The 17,142-nt window shown below is 64.2% G+C and carries 18 protein-coding genes; 3 read left to right on the top strand and 15 right to left on the bottom strand.

The genetic code is table 11. From position 1 onward, the window contains the following. Positions 1-43: 43 nt before the first annotated feature. From AB8717_RS18505 to AB8717_RS18490, 4 genes are all read right to left on the bottom strand, one after another. Entirely contained in the window at positions 44-532 is a 489-nt protein-coding gene (locus tag AB8717_RS18505; protein ID WP_443750921.1) for an RNA pyrophosphohydrolase, read from the bottom strand. Further along, complete coding sequence (locus tag AB8717_RS18500) at positions 529-1,740, bottom strand: divergent polysaccharide deacetylase family protein (RefSeq protein WP_443748793.1); 1,212 nt, start codon at positions 1,738-1,740, stop codon at positions 529-531. The genes AB8717_RS18505 and AB8717_RS18500 overlap by 4 nt, the downstream gene beginning before the upstream one ends. A gap of 117 nt (positions 1,741-1,857) precedes the next feature. Beyond that, entirely contained in the window at positions 1,858-3,315 is a 1,458-nt protein-coding gene (locus tag AB8717_RS18495) for a S41 family peptidase (protein ID WP_443748792.1), read from the bottom strand. 111 nt (positions 3,316-3,426) lie between these two features. Then, positions 3,427-4,545, bottom strand: coding sequence for a murein hydrolase activator EnvC family protein (locus tag AB8717_RS18490; RefSeq protein WP_443748791.1), 1,119 nt, complete (start codon positions 4,543-4,545; stop codon positions 3,427-3,429). Between the two features lie 128 nt (positions 4,546-4,673). Here AB8717_RS18490 and AB8717_RS18485 point away from each other — a divergent pair, with 128 nt between their 5' ends. Further along, the gene (locus tag AB8717_RS18485; RefSeq protein ID WP_443748790.1) at positions 4,674-5,936 is read left to right on the top strand and encodes an ankyrin repeat domain-containing protein; all 1,263 of its coding nucleotides are present in this window, start codon (positions 4,674-4,676) and stop codon (positions 5,934-5,936) included. Here the strand turns inward: AB8717_RS18485 and rlmH are convergent. The 11 genes from rlmH to AB8717_RS18430 form a co-directional block, all read right to left on the bottom strand. Continuing rightward, positions 5,924-6,409 carry a 23S rRNA (pseudouridine(1915)-N(3))-methyltransferase RlmH gene (gene rlmH / locus AB8717_RS18480; RefSeq protein ID WP_443748789.1) on the bottom strand — a complete coding sequence of 162 codons (486 nt, stop codon included), beginning with the start codon at positions 6,407-6,409 and terminating at the stop codon, positions 5,924-5,926. The genes AB8717_RS18485 and rlmH overlap by 13 nt on opposite strands. Before the next feature lie 79 nt (positions 6,410-6,488). Beyond that, positions 6,489-6,857: a ribosome silencing factor gene (gene rsfS, locus AB8717_RS18475; protein ID WP_443748788.1), complete on the bottom strand. Its 369-nt coding sequence runs from the start codon at positions 6,855-6,857 to the stop codon at positions 6,489-6,491. 224 nt (positions 6,858-7,081) lie between these two features. Next, positions 7,082-7,738 carry a nicotinate-nucleotide adenylyltransferase gene (locus AB8717_RS18470; RefSeq protein WP_443748787.1) on the bottom strand — a complete coding sequence of 219 codons (657 nt, stop codon included), beginning with the start codon at positions 7,736-7,738 and terminating at the stop codon, positions 7,082-7,084. 48 nt (positions 7,739-7,786) lie between these two features. Next, positions 7,787-8,854, bottom strand: coding sequence for a GTPase ObgE (gene obgE, locus AB8717_RS18465; protein ID WP_443748786.1), 1,068 nt, complete (start codon positions 8,852-8,854; stop codon positions 7,787-7,789). 118 nt (positions 8,855-8,972) lie between these two features. Beyond that, positions 8,973-9,557 carry a GNAT family N-acetyltransferase gene (locus AB8717_RS18460; RefSeq protein WP_443748785.1) on the bottom strand — a complete coding sequence of 195 codons (585 nt, stop codon included), beginning with the start codon at positions 9,555-9,557 and terminating at the stop codon, positions 8,973-8,975. Positions 9,558-9,819: 262 nt separating this feature from the next. After that, complete coding sequence (rpmA, locus tag AB8717_RS18455) at positions 9,820-10,089, bottom strand: 50S ribosomal protein L27 (RefSeq protein ID WP_443748784.1); 270 nt, start codon at positions 10,087-10,089, stop codon at positions 9,820-9,822. Positions 10,090-10,116: 27 nt separating this feature from the next. Continuing rightward, positions 10,117-10,638: a 50S ribosomal protein L21 gene (gene rplU / locus AB8717_RS18450; RefSeq protein ID WP_443748783.1), complete on the bottom strand. Its 522-nt coding sequence runs from the start codon at positions 10,636-10,638 to the stop codon at positions 10,117-10,119. A gap of 176 nt (positions 10,639-10,814) precedes the next feature. Further along, positions 10,815-11,435: a hypothetical protein gene (locus AB8717_RS18445; protein WP_443748782.1), complete on the bottom strand. Its 621-nt coding sequence runs from the start codon at positions 11,433-11,435 to the stop codon at positions 10,815-10,817. Then, complete coding sequence (locus AB8717_RS18440) at positions 11,428-12,693, bottom strand: adenosylmethionine--8-amino-7-oxononanoate transaminase (protein ID WP_443748781.1); 1,266 nt, start codon at positions 12,691-12,693, stop codon at positions 11,428-11,430. The genes AB8717_RS18445 and AB8717_RS18440 overlap by 8 nt, the downstream gene beginning before the upstream one ends. Beyond that, a complete protein-coding gene (gene bioD, locus AB8717_RS18435) occupies positions 12,690-13,316 on the bottom strand; it encodes a dethiobiotin synthase (protein ID WP_443748780.1) in 627 nt (208 codons plus the stop codon). Before bioD ends, AB8717_RS18440 begins: the two co-directional genes overlap by 4 nt. Before the next feature lie 223 nt (positions 13,317-13,539). Beyond that, positions 13,540-14,649, bottom strand: a complete 1,110-nt coding sequence (locus AB8717_RS18430) for an aminotransferase class I/II-fold pyridoxal phosphate-dependent enzyme (protein WP_443748779.1) — start codon at positions 14,647-14,649, stop codon at positions 13,540-13,542. Between the two features lie 157 nt (positions 14,650-14,806). On the opposite strand from AB8717_RS18430, the gene AB8717_RS18425 reads away from it, so the two are divergent. Next, positions 14,807-15,955, top strand: coding sequence for a CobW family GTP-binding protein (locus tag AB8717_RS18425; protein WP_443748778.1), 1,149 nt, complete (start codon positions 14,807-14,809; stop codon positions 15,953-15,955). 166 nt (positions 15,956-16,121) lie between these two features. After that, positions 16,122-17,123 carry a WD40 repeat domain-containing protein gene (locus AB8717_RS18420; RefSeq protein WP_443748777.1) on the top strand — a complete coding sequence of 334 codons (1,002 nt, stop codon included), beginning with the start codon at positions 16,122-16,124 and terminating at the stop codon, positions 17,121-17,123. Positions 17,124-17,142: the final 19 nt, after the last annotated feature.

Raw genomic sequence — 17,142 nt, 5'->3', positions numbered from 1 at the left:
ATGCCCCACGCCAGACGTCAGGTCTTGTCAGCAGGCGGCAGGATCACGCTTTGATGATATGCCGGAACTCGGCGATCACCTTGCGGTAGGAATCGCGCTTGAAGTGGACGACGCGGTCGATGACGCGGTCGATATCGCACCATTCCCAGCGGGAAAACTCCTGCTCGTGGTGGGCATGGAGATCGACTTCGTCGTCCTGGCCGGTAAAGCGCATGGCGAACCATACCTGCTTCTGGCCGAGATAGTTCTTGCCGATCTTGCCCTGGGCCAGGACTTCGGGCGGGAAGTCGTAATAGACCCAGTCGGCGGTGCGCGCGACGATGTCCACCGATCGGATGCCGGTTTCCTCGACCAGCTCGCGGCGGGCGGCGGCTTCCAGGTCCTCGCCTTCGTCGATCCCGCCCTGGGGGAACTGCCAGCTGTGGTCGCCGGTCATGCCGTAGCGGTGGCCGAGCCAGACCTTGCCGTCCGCATTGAAGACGACGATGCCGACATTGGGGCGATACCCCTTTGGTTTTTCAGCGTTCATCAGCGTGTCAAAGCAGAGGCGGGCGCCAGTTGCAAGCCTTTGGAATCGAGCGTCTGGGTCCAGCGGATGGCGGCGGCCAGGGTCACCGGATAGGCGAAGCCGGTGCCGAGCGCCATGCCGCGCGACTTGGCCTGGGTTTCCAGGCCTGCCAGCTGCTGGGTGATGGCCTGGGCGTTGATCTGGCTGTCGACGACGCGGTCGGCCGACAGGCGCGCCCAGGCGCCCGGCTGGCCGCGCGCCTGGCCGTCGTCGACGAAGGCGATGCCGCGGGCCTTCAGCGTCTGCATGAAGGTCGCCATGCCGGCCTTGTCCTTGAAGAAGGCGCCGCCCTGGTAGTTGGACATGGCGAAATAGCCGGTGGCGCGGGTCATCACCCAGTTCATGCGCGCCATCAGGTCTTCGTTGCGCATATTGGCCAGCAAGGTCTGCGGGCCGGGGTCGTTGTCCGGATAGTTGGTCGGCTGCATCGGGACTTCGATGATGACTTCGTGGCCGGCGGCGCGCGCCAGATCGATCCAGGTCTGCAGGTTCTGGGTATAGGGCACGAAGCTTAAGGTCACGGCGGCCGGCAGCGTGTCGATGGCTTCCTTGGTAGCGGCCGGATTGATGCCGAGGCCGCCGACGATCAGCGCGACCATGGGACGGCCGTCGCTCTTGAACGGCCGGGCATAGGCCGAGGCCGGCGACATGCCGTTGGCGGCGACCTGGGGCAGGGGGCCGTTCGGCGTCTGCTGGACCAGCGAGGCGACGGGCGCGGGCGCCAGCGGCGACGGCGCGGCCTTGGGACCAGCCTTGACGGCGGCGGCCGTGCCGTCGTCATTGGGAAGGGTGATGACCGCGCCCTGCTGCGAGGCATCGGCCGACATGTCCATGCCGCCGGTCGCCGAAGCGTCCTGGAACATGCCCATGCTGTCGAGCGTGAAGGCCGGCTGGCCGTTGCGGTTGGCGTCGGGCGTATTGATGGTGCGCGGCGCGTCCTTGGGCTTGTCGAGCAGGATGCGCACCGACGGCGAACCGGCGTCGGGATCGCCTGCCAGGTTCAGAAAGACGAAGAGGCAGGCGGCGAAGGCGGCCATGGCGGCGCCCGGCGCGACATAAGGCTTCTTGAACAGAGCCACCGTCTTGTCGGCAAGCGCGCGCGGCTCGAAGGTGAACTTGACCTTCGGACGGGGCGCAGGCGCGGGCGATGACGACTTGGGCTTGGCGAACATGAACGAAATCCTTGCTTCATTTATGCCGCTCTATGGTTAACAAACACTAACGCCGGTTAAGGAAAAGGCCCCGGTGACAGGATCATCGGGGCCTCTTTCAACCTTGGTTCTGCTCTCTTACTTCGAAGCGCTGCTCGAAGATGAAGAGGACGATGCGCTGCTGGACGACGCCGCAGCGCCTTCCTTGGCCGTCGTACCCGGCTTGGTCTTGTTCTGGAAGCGCTTGCCGGGCTCGTCAACCAGCTGCGCGTCGGCCATGGCCTGGCCGCGCGGGTGGGCGGCGGCCTGCTTGACGTCGCCGCCGTAGCTCAGCACGTCGATGGCGCGGGCCAGCTGGAAGTCGCCGGTCTTGGTGTCGTAGTTTTCCGGCGGCACTTCCTGGACGGCGTGCGGCGAGCGGCGGGTCTTGCCTTCGTCGGCGGTGAGCGCGTTGGAATAGGCGGCTTCCGAATACTGCAAGGCGGCCGTGGCTATGTATTTCGCCTGGTCCTTGGACTGCGCGACTTCCAGGTCCGGCTCGATGCCGGTCTTCTGGATCGAGCGGCCCGACGGCGTGTAGTAGCGCGCCGTGGTCAGCTTGACCGCGCGGCCTTCGCCCAGCGGGATGACGCTCTGGACGCTGCCCTTGCCGAAGGTCGTCAGGCCGACGATTTCGGCGCGGTGCTGGTCCTGGAGCGCGCCGGAGACGATTTCCGCCGCCGAGGCCGTGCCCGGGTTGGTCAGTACGGCCATGGGCAGGCCGTGCAGCATGTCGCCCTTCTTCGCCTGGTAGCGGATGATGTCGTTGGGATCGCGGCCGCGCTGCGACACGATCTCGCCGCCGTCGAGGAACAGGTCGGCGACCTGGACAGACTGATCCAGCAGGCCGCCCGGATTGTTGCGCAGGTCGAGGACAAGGCCCTTCATCTTCGGGTTCTTGGCCATAAGGTCGGCCAGGGCGTCGTGCGCTTCCTGACCAGTCGTTTCCGAGAAGCTGGCGATGCGCAGGTAGCCGTAATCGCCTTCCATGCGCGCCTTGACCGACTTCACGGTGATGACTTCGCGGGTCAGGGTGACGTCGAACGGATCGTCCTTGCCGGTGCGGACCACGGTGAGGGTCAGCTTGGTGTTGGGCGCGCCCTTCATCTTGGACACGGCGTCGTTCAGGCGCATGCCCAGGATCGAATTGCCGTCGATGGCGGTGATGTAGTCGCCCGATTGCAGGCCCGCGCGCTGCGCCGGCGTGTCGTCCATCGGCGTCTGGATCTTGACCGCGCCGTCTTCGCTGGTCACTTCCAGGCCGATGCCGCCGTAGGTGCCGCGGGTCTTTTCCTGCAGGTCCTTGTAGTCGTCGTCGTCCAGGTAGTTGGAGTGCGGATCGAGGCTGGACAGCATGCCTTCCAGCGACGCCTTGATCAGCTTCTTCGGATCGGTCTTGACGACATAGTCCTGCTGGACGATGGCGAGGACGTTGCCGAACAGCTCAAGCTGCTGGTAGGTGTCCGAGCGCGGCGAAAACACCGGCTGGTTGGCATAGGCGACGGCGCCCAGCCCAAGCGCCAGGGCGGCGACGCCACCCAGTACGTAATTCTTCATGCGTTCCTCTGGGGACGGGATACTCAAGGTAACCTCAATATAACCGGTTGAGTATGGCGTATTCGGGGCCGGGTAGGCCAGTGGTTTTTTACGCCGGCAGGCGAAACACAATCAGTTCCTTGCGACCTGGATCGACGTGGCCGGATTGACCGGCGTGTCCGACCGGCGCAGTTCCATATAAAGACTGACCTTCTTGTCCGAAAGGTTGGGCATGCGCCCCACCGGTTCGTGACGGCCGACCGTCTGGCCTTTTTCGACATAGACGCGGCCGATGCCGGTCAGCACGACGCGAAAATCGTGGCCGACATTGAGGATGACGACCTGGCCGTACGAGTCGACCGGGCCGGCGAACTCGACCTCGCCTTCGGCCGGCGCGGTGACCTGGGCTCCGGGCTGGGCGGCATAGGTGATGCCGCGCTGCCCGTTGCCGAAATCGGTCACCTTGTCGCCGACGACCGGCGGCAGCAGGCGGCTGTCGTCGCCGCCAAGCCCCAGAAGGCCCTTGAGCGGCTGCGCCCCGCGCAGATGATCTTCGCGCGCCTTCAGCTCGACGGATTGCGCCTCCAGTTGGTCGGCCTGGCCGAGGAGCTGGTCCTCCAGCGTCATCTTCTGGCGGATCAGGTCTTCGATCTCGCCACGCTGCTTCGACACGTCGCTTTCCGCGGCGAACATGCCGTCGTTCTGCAACGCGGCTTGCCGCCGGATGGCCACCAGCTGTGCGTTCTGGTCGTAGAGGACCTTGGTGCGCTTCTGCAGTTCGGGTGTGATCTGGCGCATGATGATGGCCGCCAGCACGGCGTCGTTGGCGCGCTGGGTCGAGATGAACAGGGCCGGCGGCGGGTTACGCGTATAGATCTGCAAGGCCGACAGCAGGCGCGCCTCCTTCGTACGCATGATGGTCAGCCGCCGCGTGATATCGGCTTCCTGGAGGTTCAGTGTTTCCAGCTTGGCGCGATAAATGGCGGCGCGGGTTTCCGATGTGCCCTGCTTCTTCGATATGTCGATGATGCGGTTGCGCAGCTCCTCGATCTCCTGGCCGATCTGGCGGGCCGTCTGGCGCGTCGCCTCGCTCTTGCGCTCGTCGGCGCGGCGCTGGGCGGACACATTGTCGAGATCGTCCTGTTCCGCCTGGCTCAGCGTCCGGGTGCGCTGCTGCGCATCGCCGTGCTGGCCAAAGGCAAGCAGGGCAAGGCAAAGCGTTGTCAGGACGAGGGGCAGGCGGCGCAGCATGGGACTTCAACTTTAGCCCGCTTCGCGTTAAGCGACAACGAAGTTGCGCTTGCCAGGAATCACGTTTAGGCGTTTTCTCGAATGTTCTCCCGGGTGGGTTGCCCGCCCGATTTTTTATGAGTGTCTCCATGGATAGTTTGCGCAAGGCCTTGTTCCGCGCTCTTTCCAAATCGCACCTGCCCATGCTGCGCAGCGCCCTGAGCCTCGGCGTGTCTCTGGCCTACGAACCCGGCGATCCCATGCCGGTCTTCCATGCCGCCCTGTCCGGCGCCCATGTCGATGTCTCGGTGTTGCAGACGCTCGAACAGGCCGGCGCCGATCCGGCGACCGCCGATGCGCGCGAAGGGGCTTCGGCGCTCCATCTGGCCGTGGCTCTCTCCGACGCCCGGGTGCTGGAATGGCTGCTGTCGGAAGGACTCGATGTCGATGCCCAGACGCATGACGGCGAAACCGCGCTGATGCGGACGGCGCAACTGCCGGCGCTTGAAGACAGCGATCCGGCCATGGCCGAGCGGGCCTTGCGCGATGCCCGCGTGCTGATCGCCGCCGGGGCCGATGTCAACGTCGTGGATGGCGACGGGCGCACGGCGCTCCATTACGCGGTCGAAGCCGGTGCGGCAGAGATGGTATCCCTGCTGCTGCTGGCCGGCGGCGACGGCGATATCGCCGACGCGGCGGGCGACACGCCGCTGCACATCGCCGCGCGCGAAGGCCGCGACCTCGTGGCGCGCGATCTCCTCGGTAACGGCGCCGATCCGAAGGCCATCAATGGCGTCGGTTTTTCGGGCCTGCACATCCTGGCGGAAAAGCCGGGCGTGGAAATGACCCCGGCGCACCTGCGCCTGGCCGACGCCCTGATCCGGGCCGGTGCCGACCTGACCCAGACCGACAATCGCGGCTATACGCCGCTGGTGGCTGCCGCGGCGGCCGGTAATATTCCGATCGCCGCCGTCTTCGTCGCCCATCATGCCGATGTGTCGGCCGAGTCCTCGGCGGCGCTGCGCCTGGCGGTGCTCTATGAAGACAACGACATGACCGACCTGCTGCTCAAGGCCGGCGCGGAGGCCGACGTGGCCGCCGGCGCCGAAGAGGAACGCCCGCTGCATACCGCGGCGCAGGAAGGCTTCGTCCACGGTATCCGCGTGCTGCTCGACCATGGCGCCGATATCGAAGCGCGCAATATCGACGGCGAAACGCCGCTTTTGATCGCGGCGCGGCGTCAGAAGTACGCGGCGGTGACGCTGCTGCTCGAACGCGGTGCGTCGTTGCGCGCCGAGGACCATTATGGCTGCACGGTGCAGATGTTGGTCAGTCAGCGTGCGGATTCGCACCTGGCGAAGCTGCTACAAAGCCAGAAGGCCGACGAACTGCTATTGGTTCAGTCGCGGTGATAGGGCAGGCCGGCCAGGATCGTCACCGCCCGGTACATCTGCTCGGCCAGCATGACGCGGACCAGGGCGTGCGGCCAAGTCTGCGGCCCGAAGGCCAGGGCAAAGGTCGCCTGTTCCCGTAAGCTTGGGTCCAGCCCGTCGGCGCCGCCGATCAGGAAGGTGACGCGGCGTTCCCCTCTATCCTTATAGGTTTCCAGCCGGCGCGCGATGGCGCGCGATGCCAGCTGTTCGCCGCGTTCGTCGCAGGCAATCAGGATGCCGCCGTCGAGCGACGCGCGGATGGCCTCGGCCTCGGCGGCCTTGAGCTGTTCGGAGGTGAGCGACTTCGCCTTCTTCGCCTCGACCTCGACCAGGTCGGCGGGGCCGACGCCCAGAGGCCGGCCGGTCTGGGTGGCGCGCAAAAGATAGTCGCGCGTCATGGCGTTTTCGGTCGTATTGCCGAGCCGCCCGACGGCGCAAAGGGTCAGTTTCATGGTGGATATAAAGGAAAAGGGCGCCTGCCTTTTTTGCTGGGTCGCATTTCCTATGGGAAATGCTCGGCGCCCTTCGTCGTTACGACATCGTGTGGCCCGAAGGCGACAGCGACCAGATCTTTTCGATATTGTAGAAGGTGCGGACTTCCGGGCGGAAGATGTGCACGACGACGTCGCCGACGTCGATCAGCACCCAGTCGCAGGCCGGCAGGCCTTCGACCTTGACCTTGCCGTAGCCGGCGTCCTTCAGCGTGCGCAGCACGTGGTCGGCCAAGGCGCCGACGTGACGATGCGAGCGCCCCGACGCGATGATCAGGGTGTCGGCGACCGACGACTTGCCTTTAAGATCGATGCAGACGATGTCCTGGGCCTTGTCGTCGTCGAGCTTGTCGACGATCATGGTTTCCAGCGCCATATCGGTGTGCCCTTCGGCCTCCCCTTCGGCCATTGGGCTGCCCTGAAGCGTGTCAGGGGCGGTGTCCTCAAGGTGAGGAGCGGTTTTGGGCGCGCCTTGCGCGGGTTGCAGAGACAGGGTCAGGGTTCCTTATGCGGCGACACGCGCGCAGACCGATCCGGTCGCGGCATGCCAACTAAGGATTGACCCTAGCACAGAAGTGACCTCGGGTCATCCCTCGTTGGGGTGCAGTGCCGAATTTTTGAGGTGGAGTGGTTTTAGCGGCTTTTCGGATTGAGCCGCTGCGCCCGGATCGCCGTCGACGAATGGCTGTGCAGCGGGCCCTTGAGATAGCTCCAGGCCGGCGCTTCGGCGCAGGGCAGGATATGGCCGGCGCGTTCGGGCCTGCGGAAACGGGCAAAGCGCTTGGCGGCCGGCGACAGGCGCGCATTGAGCAGGGCGCCCGGCCGCGACACGACGGCAACCGGCACCATGTGCATGATCTGCACCCAGCCGCGCCAGCGGTGGAAGCTGGCCAGGCTGTCGCCGCCCATGATCCACACGAAGTTGACCCCGGGATAGCGGGCCTTCAGGGCGCGCAGCGTATCGAGCGTATAGGTGGCGTGGATATGCGTCTCGAAGTCGGAGACGATGTCCTTCGGGCCGACAAAGGCCCTGACCTCGGCGATGCGCTGGTGCAGGGGCGCCGTATCGGCCCTGCTTTTCAACGGGTTCTGCGGCGAGACCAGCCAGATGACGCAGTCGAGGCCCAACCGCATACGCGCCGTTTCGGCGACGTGGCGGTGGCCTTCATGCGCCGGATTGAACGAGCCGCCGAACAGGCCGACCTTCATGCCGCGTTCGAGATGGAGGCCGGTGCGCAAGGCGCCTGAACGCACCGCCGCCGCCATGGGCGCAAGACCGGCGAACCACATCTCAGCGGCCTCCGGACGGATCGGACATGGACGGCCCCCGGTCGACCACTAGGCATTGTCCCAGGGGTTGTAGCCGCCGGATGAGGTCGGCGTGTCGTCTTCCTCGTGCGGCGACTTGCCGGAAATGGTCTCGAAGGCGGCGAACAGAAGCTCGCGCACACCCTGGCCCGACACACCCGAAATCATGTGCGGCGTCTGGCCGGACGCGCGTTTGATCTTTTGTTTGAGGCTCTTGCGCGTATCGGCATCCAGCGCGTCGATCTTGTTGATCGCGACCAGTTCCGGCCGCTCGGCCAGGTCGACGCCGTGCTCCTGGCCATAGGCTTCCAGCTCATGGCGGATGACCTTGTAGGCCTCGACCGGGTTTTCCTGCGTGCCGTCGATCAGGTGGATCAGCACCTTGGTGCGCTCGACGTGGCCGAGGAACTTGGTGCCGAGCCCCAGGCCTTCCGACGCGCCTTCGATCAGGCCCGGAATGTCGGCCAGGACGAAGCGCTGCTCAGGGCCCAGGTCGATGACGCCGAGATTGGGCGTCAGCGTTGTGAACGGATAGTCGGCGATCTTGGGCTTTGCGGCCGAAGATGCCGCCAGGAAGGTCGACTTGCCGGCATTGGGCAGGCCGACCAGGCCGGCGTCGGCGATCAGCTTAAGCCGCAGCCAGATCCAGCGTTCTTCGCCTTCCTGGCCCGGCAGGGCGAAGGTGGGCGCCTGGTTGACCGGGCCCTTGAAGCGCGTATTGCCCCAGCCGCCATTGCCGCCCTTGGCCAGCAGGAAGCGCTTGCCGGCGGTGTCGAGATCGACGATCACGTCCTCCTCGTCCTCGTCCAGCACCTCGGTGCCGACGGGGACGCGCAGGATGACGTCCTCGGCGTTGGCGCCGTGCATTTGCCGGCCCTTGCCGTGCTCGCCGGTGCGGGCCTTGAAGTGCTGCTGATAGCGATAGTCGATCAGCGTGTTGAGGCCTTCGACGGCCTCGACCCAGACGTCGCCGCCCTTGCCGCCGTCGCCGCCGTCGGGGCCGCCGTTCGGAATGAATTTTTCGCGCCGGAACGATACGCTGCCCGCGCCGCCGTTGCCCGAACGGATATAGATCTTGGCCTGGTCCAGAAACTTCATAGTCGGATTGTCTTGGAGGAAAGTGCGCGCAAGATCAATGATCTTGTCAGCAGATGAAACAAAAGAGCCTTCCCGCGACAGTCGCGGGAAGGCCCGGATTGAGATTTGACGGTCCGAATTACAGAATACGGATCATGTGCAGGGCGAGGTGCTCGCCCTCGCGCGCCAGCGACGTCTCCATCGTCCGGCGGCCGGTGTAAAGGAAGTCGGCATTGTTGAGCAGAGCGCCCGACGCTTCGTTGTCGGCGAAGTGCGCCGCGTGGACGACGCGATGCAGCTTGCGCTTCTTGACCCAGCGCAGCAGGCCTTCGACGGCCTCCAACGCATAGCCCTTGCCCTGGAAGGCCGGGGCGATGAAGACGCTGAGGTTCGGGCCGAAGCTGTGCAGGCCCGGACCCTTGCCGCACGACTGCCGGGTCAGCGAGACCAGCCCGACCATCTGCTCGTCGTCGATGCGGACGGCCCAGTAGGTCAGCCTGGCCGCGCACATGTCGGCGAGCAGCTTTTCAGCCTCCTCGCGCGCCAGCGGGTGCGGAATGGCGTGCGTCATGCGCGCCGAATTCTTGTCGGAAAATACGGCCATCAGGGCGTCCAGATCCCCCGGTTTGAGCGGCGTCAGGCTCAGACGGGTGGTTTCGATGCTGATCTGCTCTGGCGGCATGGCGCCGGCGGGGCGCCGGTCGATGTCGTTGCGCGGTATCATTGCTCATCTCCTTGGTCCCCTTGCGAGGACTGCCCTTTGACCCGGCGTAGTGTTGTTATGCACCGGATGGGGCGTATTTAGGGTCGAACTGTGTCAGTTCGAGACCCGGGTGAGGCTGAGCGGGATCACATTTGGTAAAATCTGGCCTAAGGCCTTGATCCAGATGCGAAAACGGGAGCCCGGAAAAATCCGGACTCCCGCTCAAATCTTGGGTCCGGATCGGCTGTTTGTACAGACACGATCCGAAAAACCTTGGATCGCGTTATTCGGCGGCTTCGGCTGCCGGAAGGATCGACACGTAACAGCGGTTGTCACGCTTCGTCGTAAACTTCACCTGGCCTGTCGCCGTGGCGAAAAGCGTGTGGTCGCGGCCGAGGCCGACATTGGTGCCCGGCCAGAACTTCGTGCCGCGTTGACGGACGAGGATGTTGCCCGCGAGGACGTTTTCACCGCCGAAGCGCTTTACGCCAAGGCGTTTGGCTTCTGAGTCGCGGCCGTTGCGCGACGAACCGCCGGATTTTTTGTGTGCCATGGGAGGTTACTCCTTAAATCTGGGTTCTTACGCTTCGTCCGAAGTGGCTTCAGCAGCCTTCTTCTTCGGAGCGGCCTTCTTCTTCGGAGCCGGAGCGGCGTCTTCAGCCACCGGAGCCGAAACGGCGGGGGTTTCAACGGCGGCGGCCAGGCCGCGCGGCGCCAGGTTACGGGCGCGGGCGTCGAGTTCGGCCTTCGTCGTCAGCGAGACGGTGCCGTCCCACTTGGCCGACTTGCCGGCGCCGGCGATCGAGATGACGCGCAGGACGCTTTCCAGCTGGCGGTGACCGCGCGTACGGCGGTAGCCCTGACGGCGGATCTTCTTGAAGATGCGGACCTTGTCGCCCTTGCGGGTTTCGATCAGCGTCGCCGAAACCGTCGCGCCGTCGACCAGCGGGGCGCCGATCACGGCACCGGCTTCGTCGCCCAGCATCAGGACTTCGTTGAAGGTGACGGCAGCGCCGGCTTCGCCTTCCAGCTTTTCGACCTTGATCAGATCGCCAGCCGCGACACGGTATTGCTTACCGCCTGTTTTGATGACCGCGTACATGGTCAAGTGCCTCACAGATGGCGCAGGCGTTAGGGAAGCAAGCTTCCGGATGACCGCGCGAGAAATGGAAATACCGCCCCGTGGAGCAAACAGCCCCCGGGCGAGAGGGCGCGACTTATACAGGGATATGGTAGTGAGTCAACGCCCGAGCGGGCATTTCAGTCAATTATTGTTCCTCACGCGGCCACGGGCTGAGAGACGCCGGCATCGAGCGCGATGAACAGGCGCGCGAACAGGGTCTTTTCCAGGGTCTGGGCGCTGTCGAGGGCTGCTGCGGTGTCGAAACCGATCTCGGCAAGGCGGTCGATCATGTCGATCAGGTGCTTGTCTTCCTCGGCGATGATGCCCTTGAGCGGCAGCGGATAGTTCGCCGCGATCAGTTCCTGTTGATAAAGACGATAGACCCAGATGGCGCGCAGCTCGACGACCAGCGACACCCACAGATATCCGGTTTCGGCATGGACCTCACCGAGAGGCCGCGTCAGCCCGGCGTCGAGCCTGCCGAAATAGAGCTTGCCCGGGCCACAGGCCAAAGTCTCTGCGTCGGAATAGCCTTCCAGCTTGTGCCCGGCCAGTTTCTCGGCCTCGCGCTTGAAGAAGAAGGCGTGGCGCGTCTCCTCGGCCAGGTGCTTCAGGATGTCCTGGGTCAGAATGCCCTTCATCTGCGACAGCATGATCTTGCGGCTGCCGATATGCTCCAGCAGCGAAAGAAGATTGAGGAAGCGCGTGTGGTCTTCGGGCTGCGCGATGACGGTGCGCAGGAAGGCGCGGAAGGGCACTTCCAGGTCGCTATTCAAGCGTTCCGTCGCGGACAGCATCAAGGGCGCGGTCAAGGGTTGCGACAATGGCATCGAGGTCATTCCGGCTCAGACAATAGGGGGGCAGCATATAGAGGGTTTGGCCCAGGGGACGCAACAGCACACCGTGCTCAAGGCTGAAACGATAAAGTTTCGGCCCGATGCCCGACAGGTAGCCGGGGTCGTCGACGCGGATATCGAACGCCATGATGGTGCCGGTATGGCGGGCATTTTCCACGTCGGGCCGCGCGGCGAAGTGCGTCAACGCCTCGGCCTGCCAGGCGTGAAGCTGCTGGATGCGTTCCATGACCGGCTCTTCATCCCAGAGCGCCAGCGACGCATTGGCGGCGGCGCAGGCCAGGGGGTTGCCGGTAAAGGACGACGAATGGAAAAAGGTCTTCGCCCGGTCCGGACTATAGAAGGCCTGGTAGATGTCTTCGGTCGAAAGCGTGACGGCCAGCGGCAGGGACCCGGAGGTCAGGCCCTTCGACAGGCAGATGATGTCGGGTGTGATGCCAGCCTGGTCGCAGGCGAAGCGCGTGCCCGTGCGGCCCCAGCCGGTCATGACCTCGTCGGCGATGAACAGCACGCCGTGGCGGCGGCAGACGGTGTGCAACGCGCGCAGAACCTCGGGGCCGTACATCAGCATGCCGCCGGCGCCCAGCACCAGGGGTTCGACGATCAGGGCGGCGATATCACCGGATTTGGCCAATGTCTCAAAAGCCTCGATCGTCAGATGTTCCGCGCCCTTGTCTGGAAAGGGCAGGCGGTGGACATCGAACAGCAGGGGTTCGTAGGCCGCGTTGAACACGCTCTTGCCGCCGACCGACATCGTGCCGACGGTGTCGCCATGATAGGCGTGCTCGAAGGTGGCGATACCGGAGCGCGGCTTGCCGCGATGGGTGAAATAGCCCAGCGCCATCTTCAGCGCGACCTCGACGGCGGTCGATCCGCTGTCGGAAAAGAAGACCCGGGTAAGTTCGGGCGCGGTGATTTCGATCAGTTTGGCCGCCAGCTGTTCGGCGGGTTCGTGCGTGAAGCCGGCGAATATGACCTGGTCGAGCCGCCCCAGCTGTTCCCTGACAGCGGCGACGATCTTCGGGTGGTTGTGGCCGTGGACATTGACCCACCATGACGAGATGGCGTCGATGATGCGTTTTCCGTCCCTTGTATAAAGGTAGGCGCCTTCGGTGCGTTCGACCGCGATCTGCTCCGGCATCAGGGCGTGCTGGGTGAAGGGGTGCCAGATGGCGCTCACAGGAAGTCCTCCAGGCGGAAGTGGTCGGCAAAGGCGGTTTTCAGCGCTGTGGCGTCCACTTGATCAAGCCAGGGCAGGCGGCCGAGCACCCGCGCGCCGGACAGGTCCGCGATGGTGCGGATATTGTCGGCATTTTCGCCGCCGATAAACAGCAAGCCGTGCAGCGGGATATCGCGCGCACGCAGGGCTTCGACCGACAGCAGCGTGTGGTTGATCGTGCCGAGACCGGTGCGGGCACACAGGATGACGGGCGCGTTCCAGTGTTTGAAAAGATCGATCTGGAGAAGCTGCCGGGTCACCGGCACCATCAGCCCACCGGCGCCTTCGACGATCAGCGCGCCGTCGATCCGGGGCACGCATAGCCGCTCGATATCTATTTCAACACCGTCGAGCTCGGCCGAACGGTGCGGCGACAGCGGCTCGGTCAGCACATAGGCTTCGGGCAGGAAGCGTTCGTCCGGCAACCCGGTCAGCGCTCTGACTGTGGTGGTATCGGTGCCGTCCTCGGTGCCCGACTGGATCGGCTTCCAATAGTGCGCATTGAGGCCCAAGGTCAGCATCGCCGCCGCGGCCGTCTTGCCGATGCCGGTATCGGTGCCCGAGACGATAAAGGTGCGGTTCATGGCTGAGGCTCCCAAAGCAAGAAACCCCACCACCATCCCACTACGCTAAAGCTTCGTGGGACGGTCCCCCTCCCCATTTTCTGCGAAAACGGGGAGGTACAAGCACCTCTTGTACCTCCCCGTCGCGCAGCGATGGGGAGGGGGACCGCACGAGCGAGATTGGCGTAAGCCAACGAGCGAGATGTGGTGGTGGGGTTTCTTGCTTCCTGGGTGACCGTATCCATTAGCGCTCATCCCGCTCCAGCAATGGCGACAGGGCATTGGCAAACGCCGACAGGTCGTCTTCCGTCAGATTCGCATTCAACGACAACCGCAGTCGCGCGGTCCCGGCCGGTACTGTCGGCGGGCGAATGGCGCGGATATCGAAGCCCTGGGCCTGTAACACTTCGGCGATGGCGACAGCCCGAGCATCCTCGCCGATCAGGATCGGAACGATCGGGCTATGCACTGTCAGGTCCTGTAAACGCGCCGCGACAAAAGCCTGAAGTGTCCGCAGCCTGTCGCGCCGCCACGGTTCGGCAGCCGACACTTGTAATGCCTTCTGCACCAGCAAGGCCTGCAACGGCATGGGCGCGGTCGAGAAGATAAAGGGCCGGGCGGCATTGACCAGATAGTCGACGATATCGGCGCGGGCACACACCAACGCCCCCGCCACGCCCAACGCCTTGCCGCAGGTATGCAGGCTTATCATCCGTTCGTGCGACAGGCCTTCGGTGACGCCACGGCCGGTGGCGCCGAACACGCCTGTGCCGTGCGCTTCGTCAACGACCAGGATGGCGTCGTACTGCTCGCATAGTTTCAGCAGATCACTGACCGGCGCGACATCGCCGTCCATGCTGTAGACCGACTCGACCAGTACCCAGGCCTGCGCGCCGGCCCGGCGGGGTTTCTTCAATGCCGCTTCGAAGGCGTCGAGGTCGTTGTGCCGTACCTTGGTCGTGTCACAGTGGCTGGCGTGCAGCCCGTCACGCATGCTGGCGTGGCAAAGCGCGTCGAAGATGGCGATGTCGTGCCGGCCGATCAGCGTGGTGATCAGCGCGTAATTGGCTTGAAAGCCGTTGGCGAAGAACAACGTCTTGGGCACGCCGAAATGCCGGGCGGCAAAGGCTTCCAGTTCGGCGTGGGCGTCGCGGTGACCCCGCAGGAGGCGCGATCCCGTGGCGCCGATCTCGATGCCGTTTTCAAGCGCCTCGATCGCGGCCTGGCGAAGCTCGGGATGGCCCGACAGGCCGAGATAGTCGTTCGAAGACAGGTCGATGCCGCCCGGCAGGCGCAGGGACCGGTAACGGCCCTTGGCTTTCAACTGCTCAAGCTCGGCGGAGAAATCGCGCATTTCACTCTCAAACGGCAACGCGGTCCGTCCGTGTAGAGGCAGGGATGGCCGCCGTCAAATCCGTCGATCGGCGTATCGTGCTCACTTCCGCTTGATTTCGCAGCGCAAAGGCATACTTAGACGGCAAGATACAGAATAACACTGTGAAAGGTCCGTCATGCCCGATACCGCTAATGTCAGCCAGAAGACGCCCGTTACCGTTCTTACCGGCTATCTCGGCGCCGGCAAGACGACGCTGCTCAACCGCATCCTGTCGGAAAACCACGGCCAGAAGTACGCGGTCATCGTCAACGAATTCGGCGAAATCGGCATCGACAACGACCTGATCGTCGGCGCCGACGAAGAAGTGTTCGAGATGAACAACGGCTGCGTCTGCTGCACGGTGCGCGGCGACCTGATCCGCATCCTGTCGGGCCTGATGAAGCGCAAGGGCAAGTTCGACGCCATCATCGTCGAAACGACCGGCCTGGCCGATCCCGGCCCGGTGGCGCAGACCTTCTTCGTCGACGAGGACATCAAGGCCAAGACCTATCTCGACTCGGTCACCGCCCTGGTCGACGCCCGCCATTTCGAACAGGCGCTCAAGGACGGCCGCGAAGCCAAGGAACAGATCGCCTTCGCCGACCATATCATCCTCAACAAGACCGACCTGGTGTCGCCGGAAAAGCTCGACGAGATCGAAGGCCGCCTCAAGGGCCTGAACCCGCTGGCGACCATCCAGCGCGCCCAGCGTTCGGACGTGCCGATCAAGTCGCTGCTCAACCAGCACCGTTTCGATCTGATGAAGATGGACTCGGTGTCGAACGCCGGCGACCACGATCATCATGACCACGATCATGATCATGGGCACGACCATCATCACCACGACCACGGGCATGACCATCATCATCATCATCATGATCATGATCACCATGGCCATGACCACCACCATCACAATCCGGCGCACGGCGAAGCCGGCCACGTCCATGACGAGCATTGCAGCCACCAGATCAACCCGATCCACGACGAAGAGATCAAGAGCGTTTCCCTCTCGACGACCCAGCCGCTCGATGGCGTGAAGTTCACGCAGTGGCTCGACAAGCTGCTGGCGGAAAAAGGCCAGGACATCCTGCGCGCCAAGGGCATCCTCAGCGTCAAGGGCGAGGAAAAGCGCCTGGTCTTCCAGGCCGTGCACATGATCCTCGAGGGCGAGCTCCAGCATCCGTGGCGCGAGGGTGAAGAGCGCGTGTCGCGCGCCGTTTTCATCGGTCGCCACCTCGATCACGCGATGCTCAAGGCCGGTTTCGAAGCGACAATTGCGGCGTAAAAGTTTCTCCTCCCTACGCGAAGCGTGGGGAGGGGGACCGCGAAGCGGTGGAGGGGTCTTCTTTCTTTAGCTTCGCCCCCTCCGTCAGTTTCGCTGACACCTCCCCATCTAGCTATGGGGAGGAGGGATATGGTCAAATCCCCTGACTTTGTTTAAAGCCCCACCCATGTCCATAACCTATTCCCAATCCTTCGAATCCTACGTCGTCGCGGCCCTGTTCGATGCGCTGGACGATCCTGTCATCGCGCTTGGTGATGGCCGCGTGACCTTTCCGGACGGCGGCAAGACCTACGACGCCCACCCCAATGCCGGCATCCTGTCGGCGGTGATCCACCCTACAGGGCTCGGCATCATCACTGGGGGCGACGACGGCCGGGTCGTGTGGACCAGCAAGGAGGCCGGTCCGATCGAGCTGGCTGCCCACAAGGGCGCGTGGATCGACGCGATCGCGGTCGCCGGCGACAGCCAGGTGATCGCCTATGCCGCCGCCAAAAAGGTCTATGTCCGCGACCTTCTGAAGAAGACCGAAAACATCTTCGCCCACGACCATTCGGTGTCGGACCTGGCCTTTTCGCCGGATGGCCGAAAGCTTTACTGCGCCACCTATAACGGCGTCGTCGTCTGGTTCACGCGCATCGCGCAGCAGAAGCCCAACAAGCTGTACTGGGCGGGATCGCACACCGGGATCGCGGTCGCGCCGTCGGGCGACTACGTCATCACGGCGATGCAGGAAAACGCCCTGCACGGCTGGCGGACCAAGGACAGCAAGGACATGCGCATGGGCGGCTACCCCGCCAAGATCAAGTCGCTGCAGTTCTTCGCCAAAGGCAAGCTTCTGGCGACTTCGGGCGCCGGCGGCGCGGTTGTGTGGCCGTTCCTGAAGCCCACGGGGCCGATGGGCGAGGAAGCGTCCGAGATCAATCACGAGGAATCGACCGTCGTGTCGGTGGTGGCGGGCGCGGCGGAAGACCCGTTGCTGGCTGCCGGCACCGAGGACGGCCGCGTCTGGCTGGCCGAGTTGCAATCGACACACGTCGCGTGGCTGAAACAGGAAAAGGGCGCGCCCATCACGGCGCTGGCGGTCTCGTCGGCGTCGACGCGCGTCATGTTTGGCGATGAGGACGGTTTCGTCTATATATTCGACGGAATAGACGACGACGAAACTTGAGAGCTGCGCCGGGGGGCGT

Origin of the sequence: Asticcacaulis solisilvae, assembly GCF_052327315.1 — a bacterium.
Taxonomy (GTDB): domain Bacteria; phylum Pseudomonadota; class Alphaproteobacteria; order Caulobacterales; family Caulobacteraceae; genus Asticcacaulis; species Asticcacaulis solisilvae_B.
This window is presented reverse-complemented; position numbering and strand designations above follow the sequence as displayed.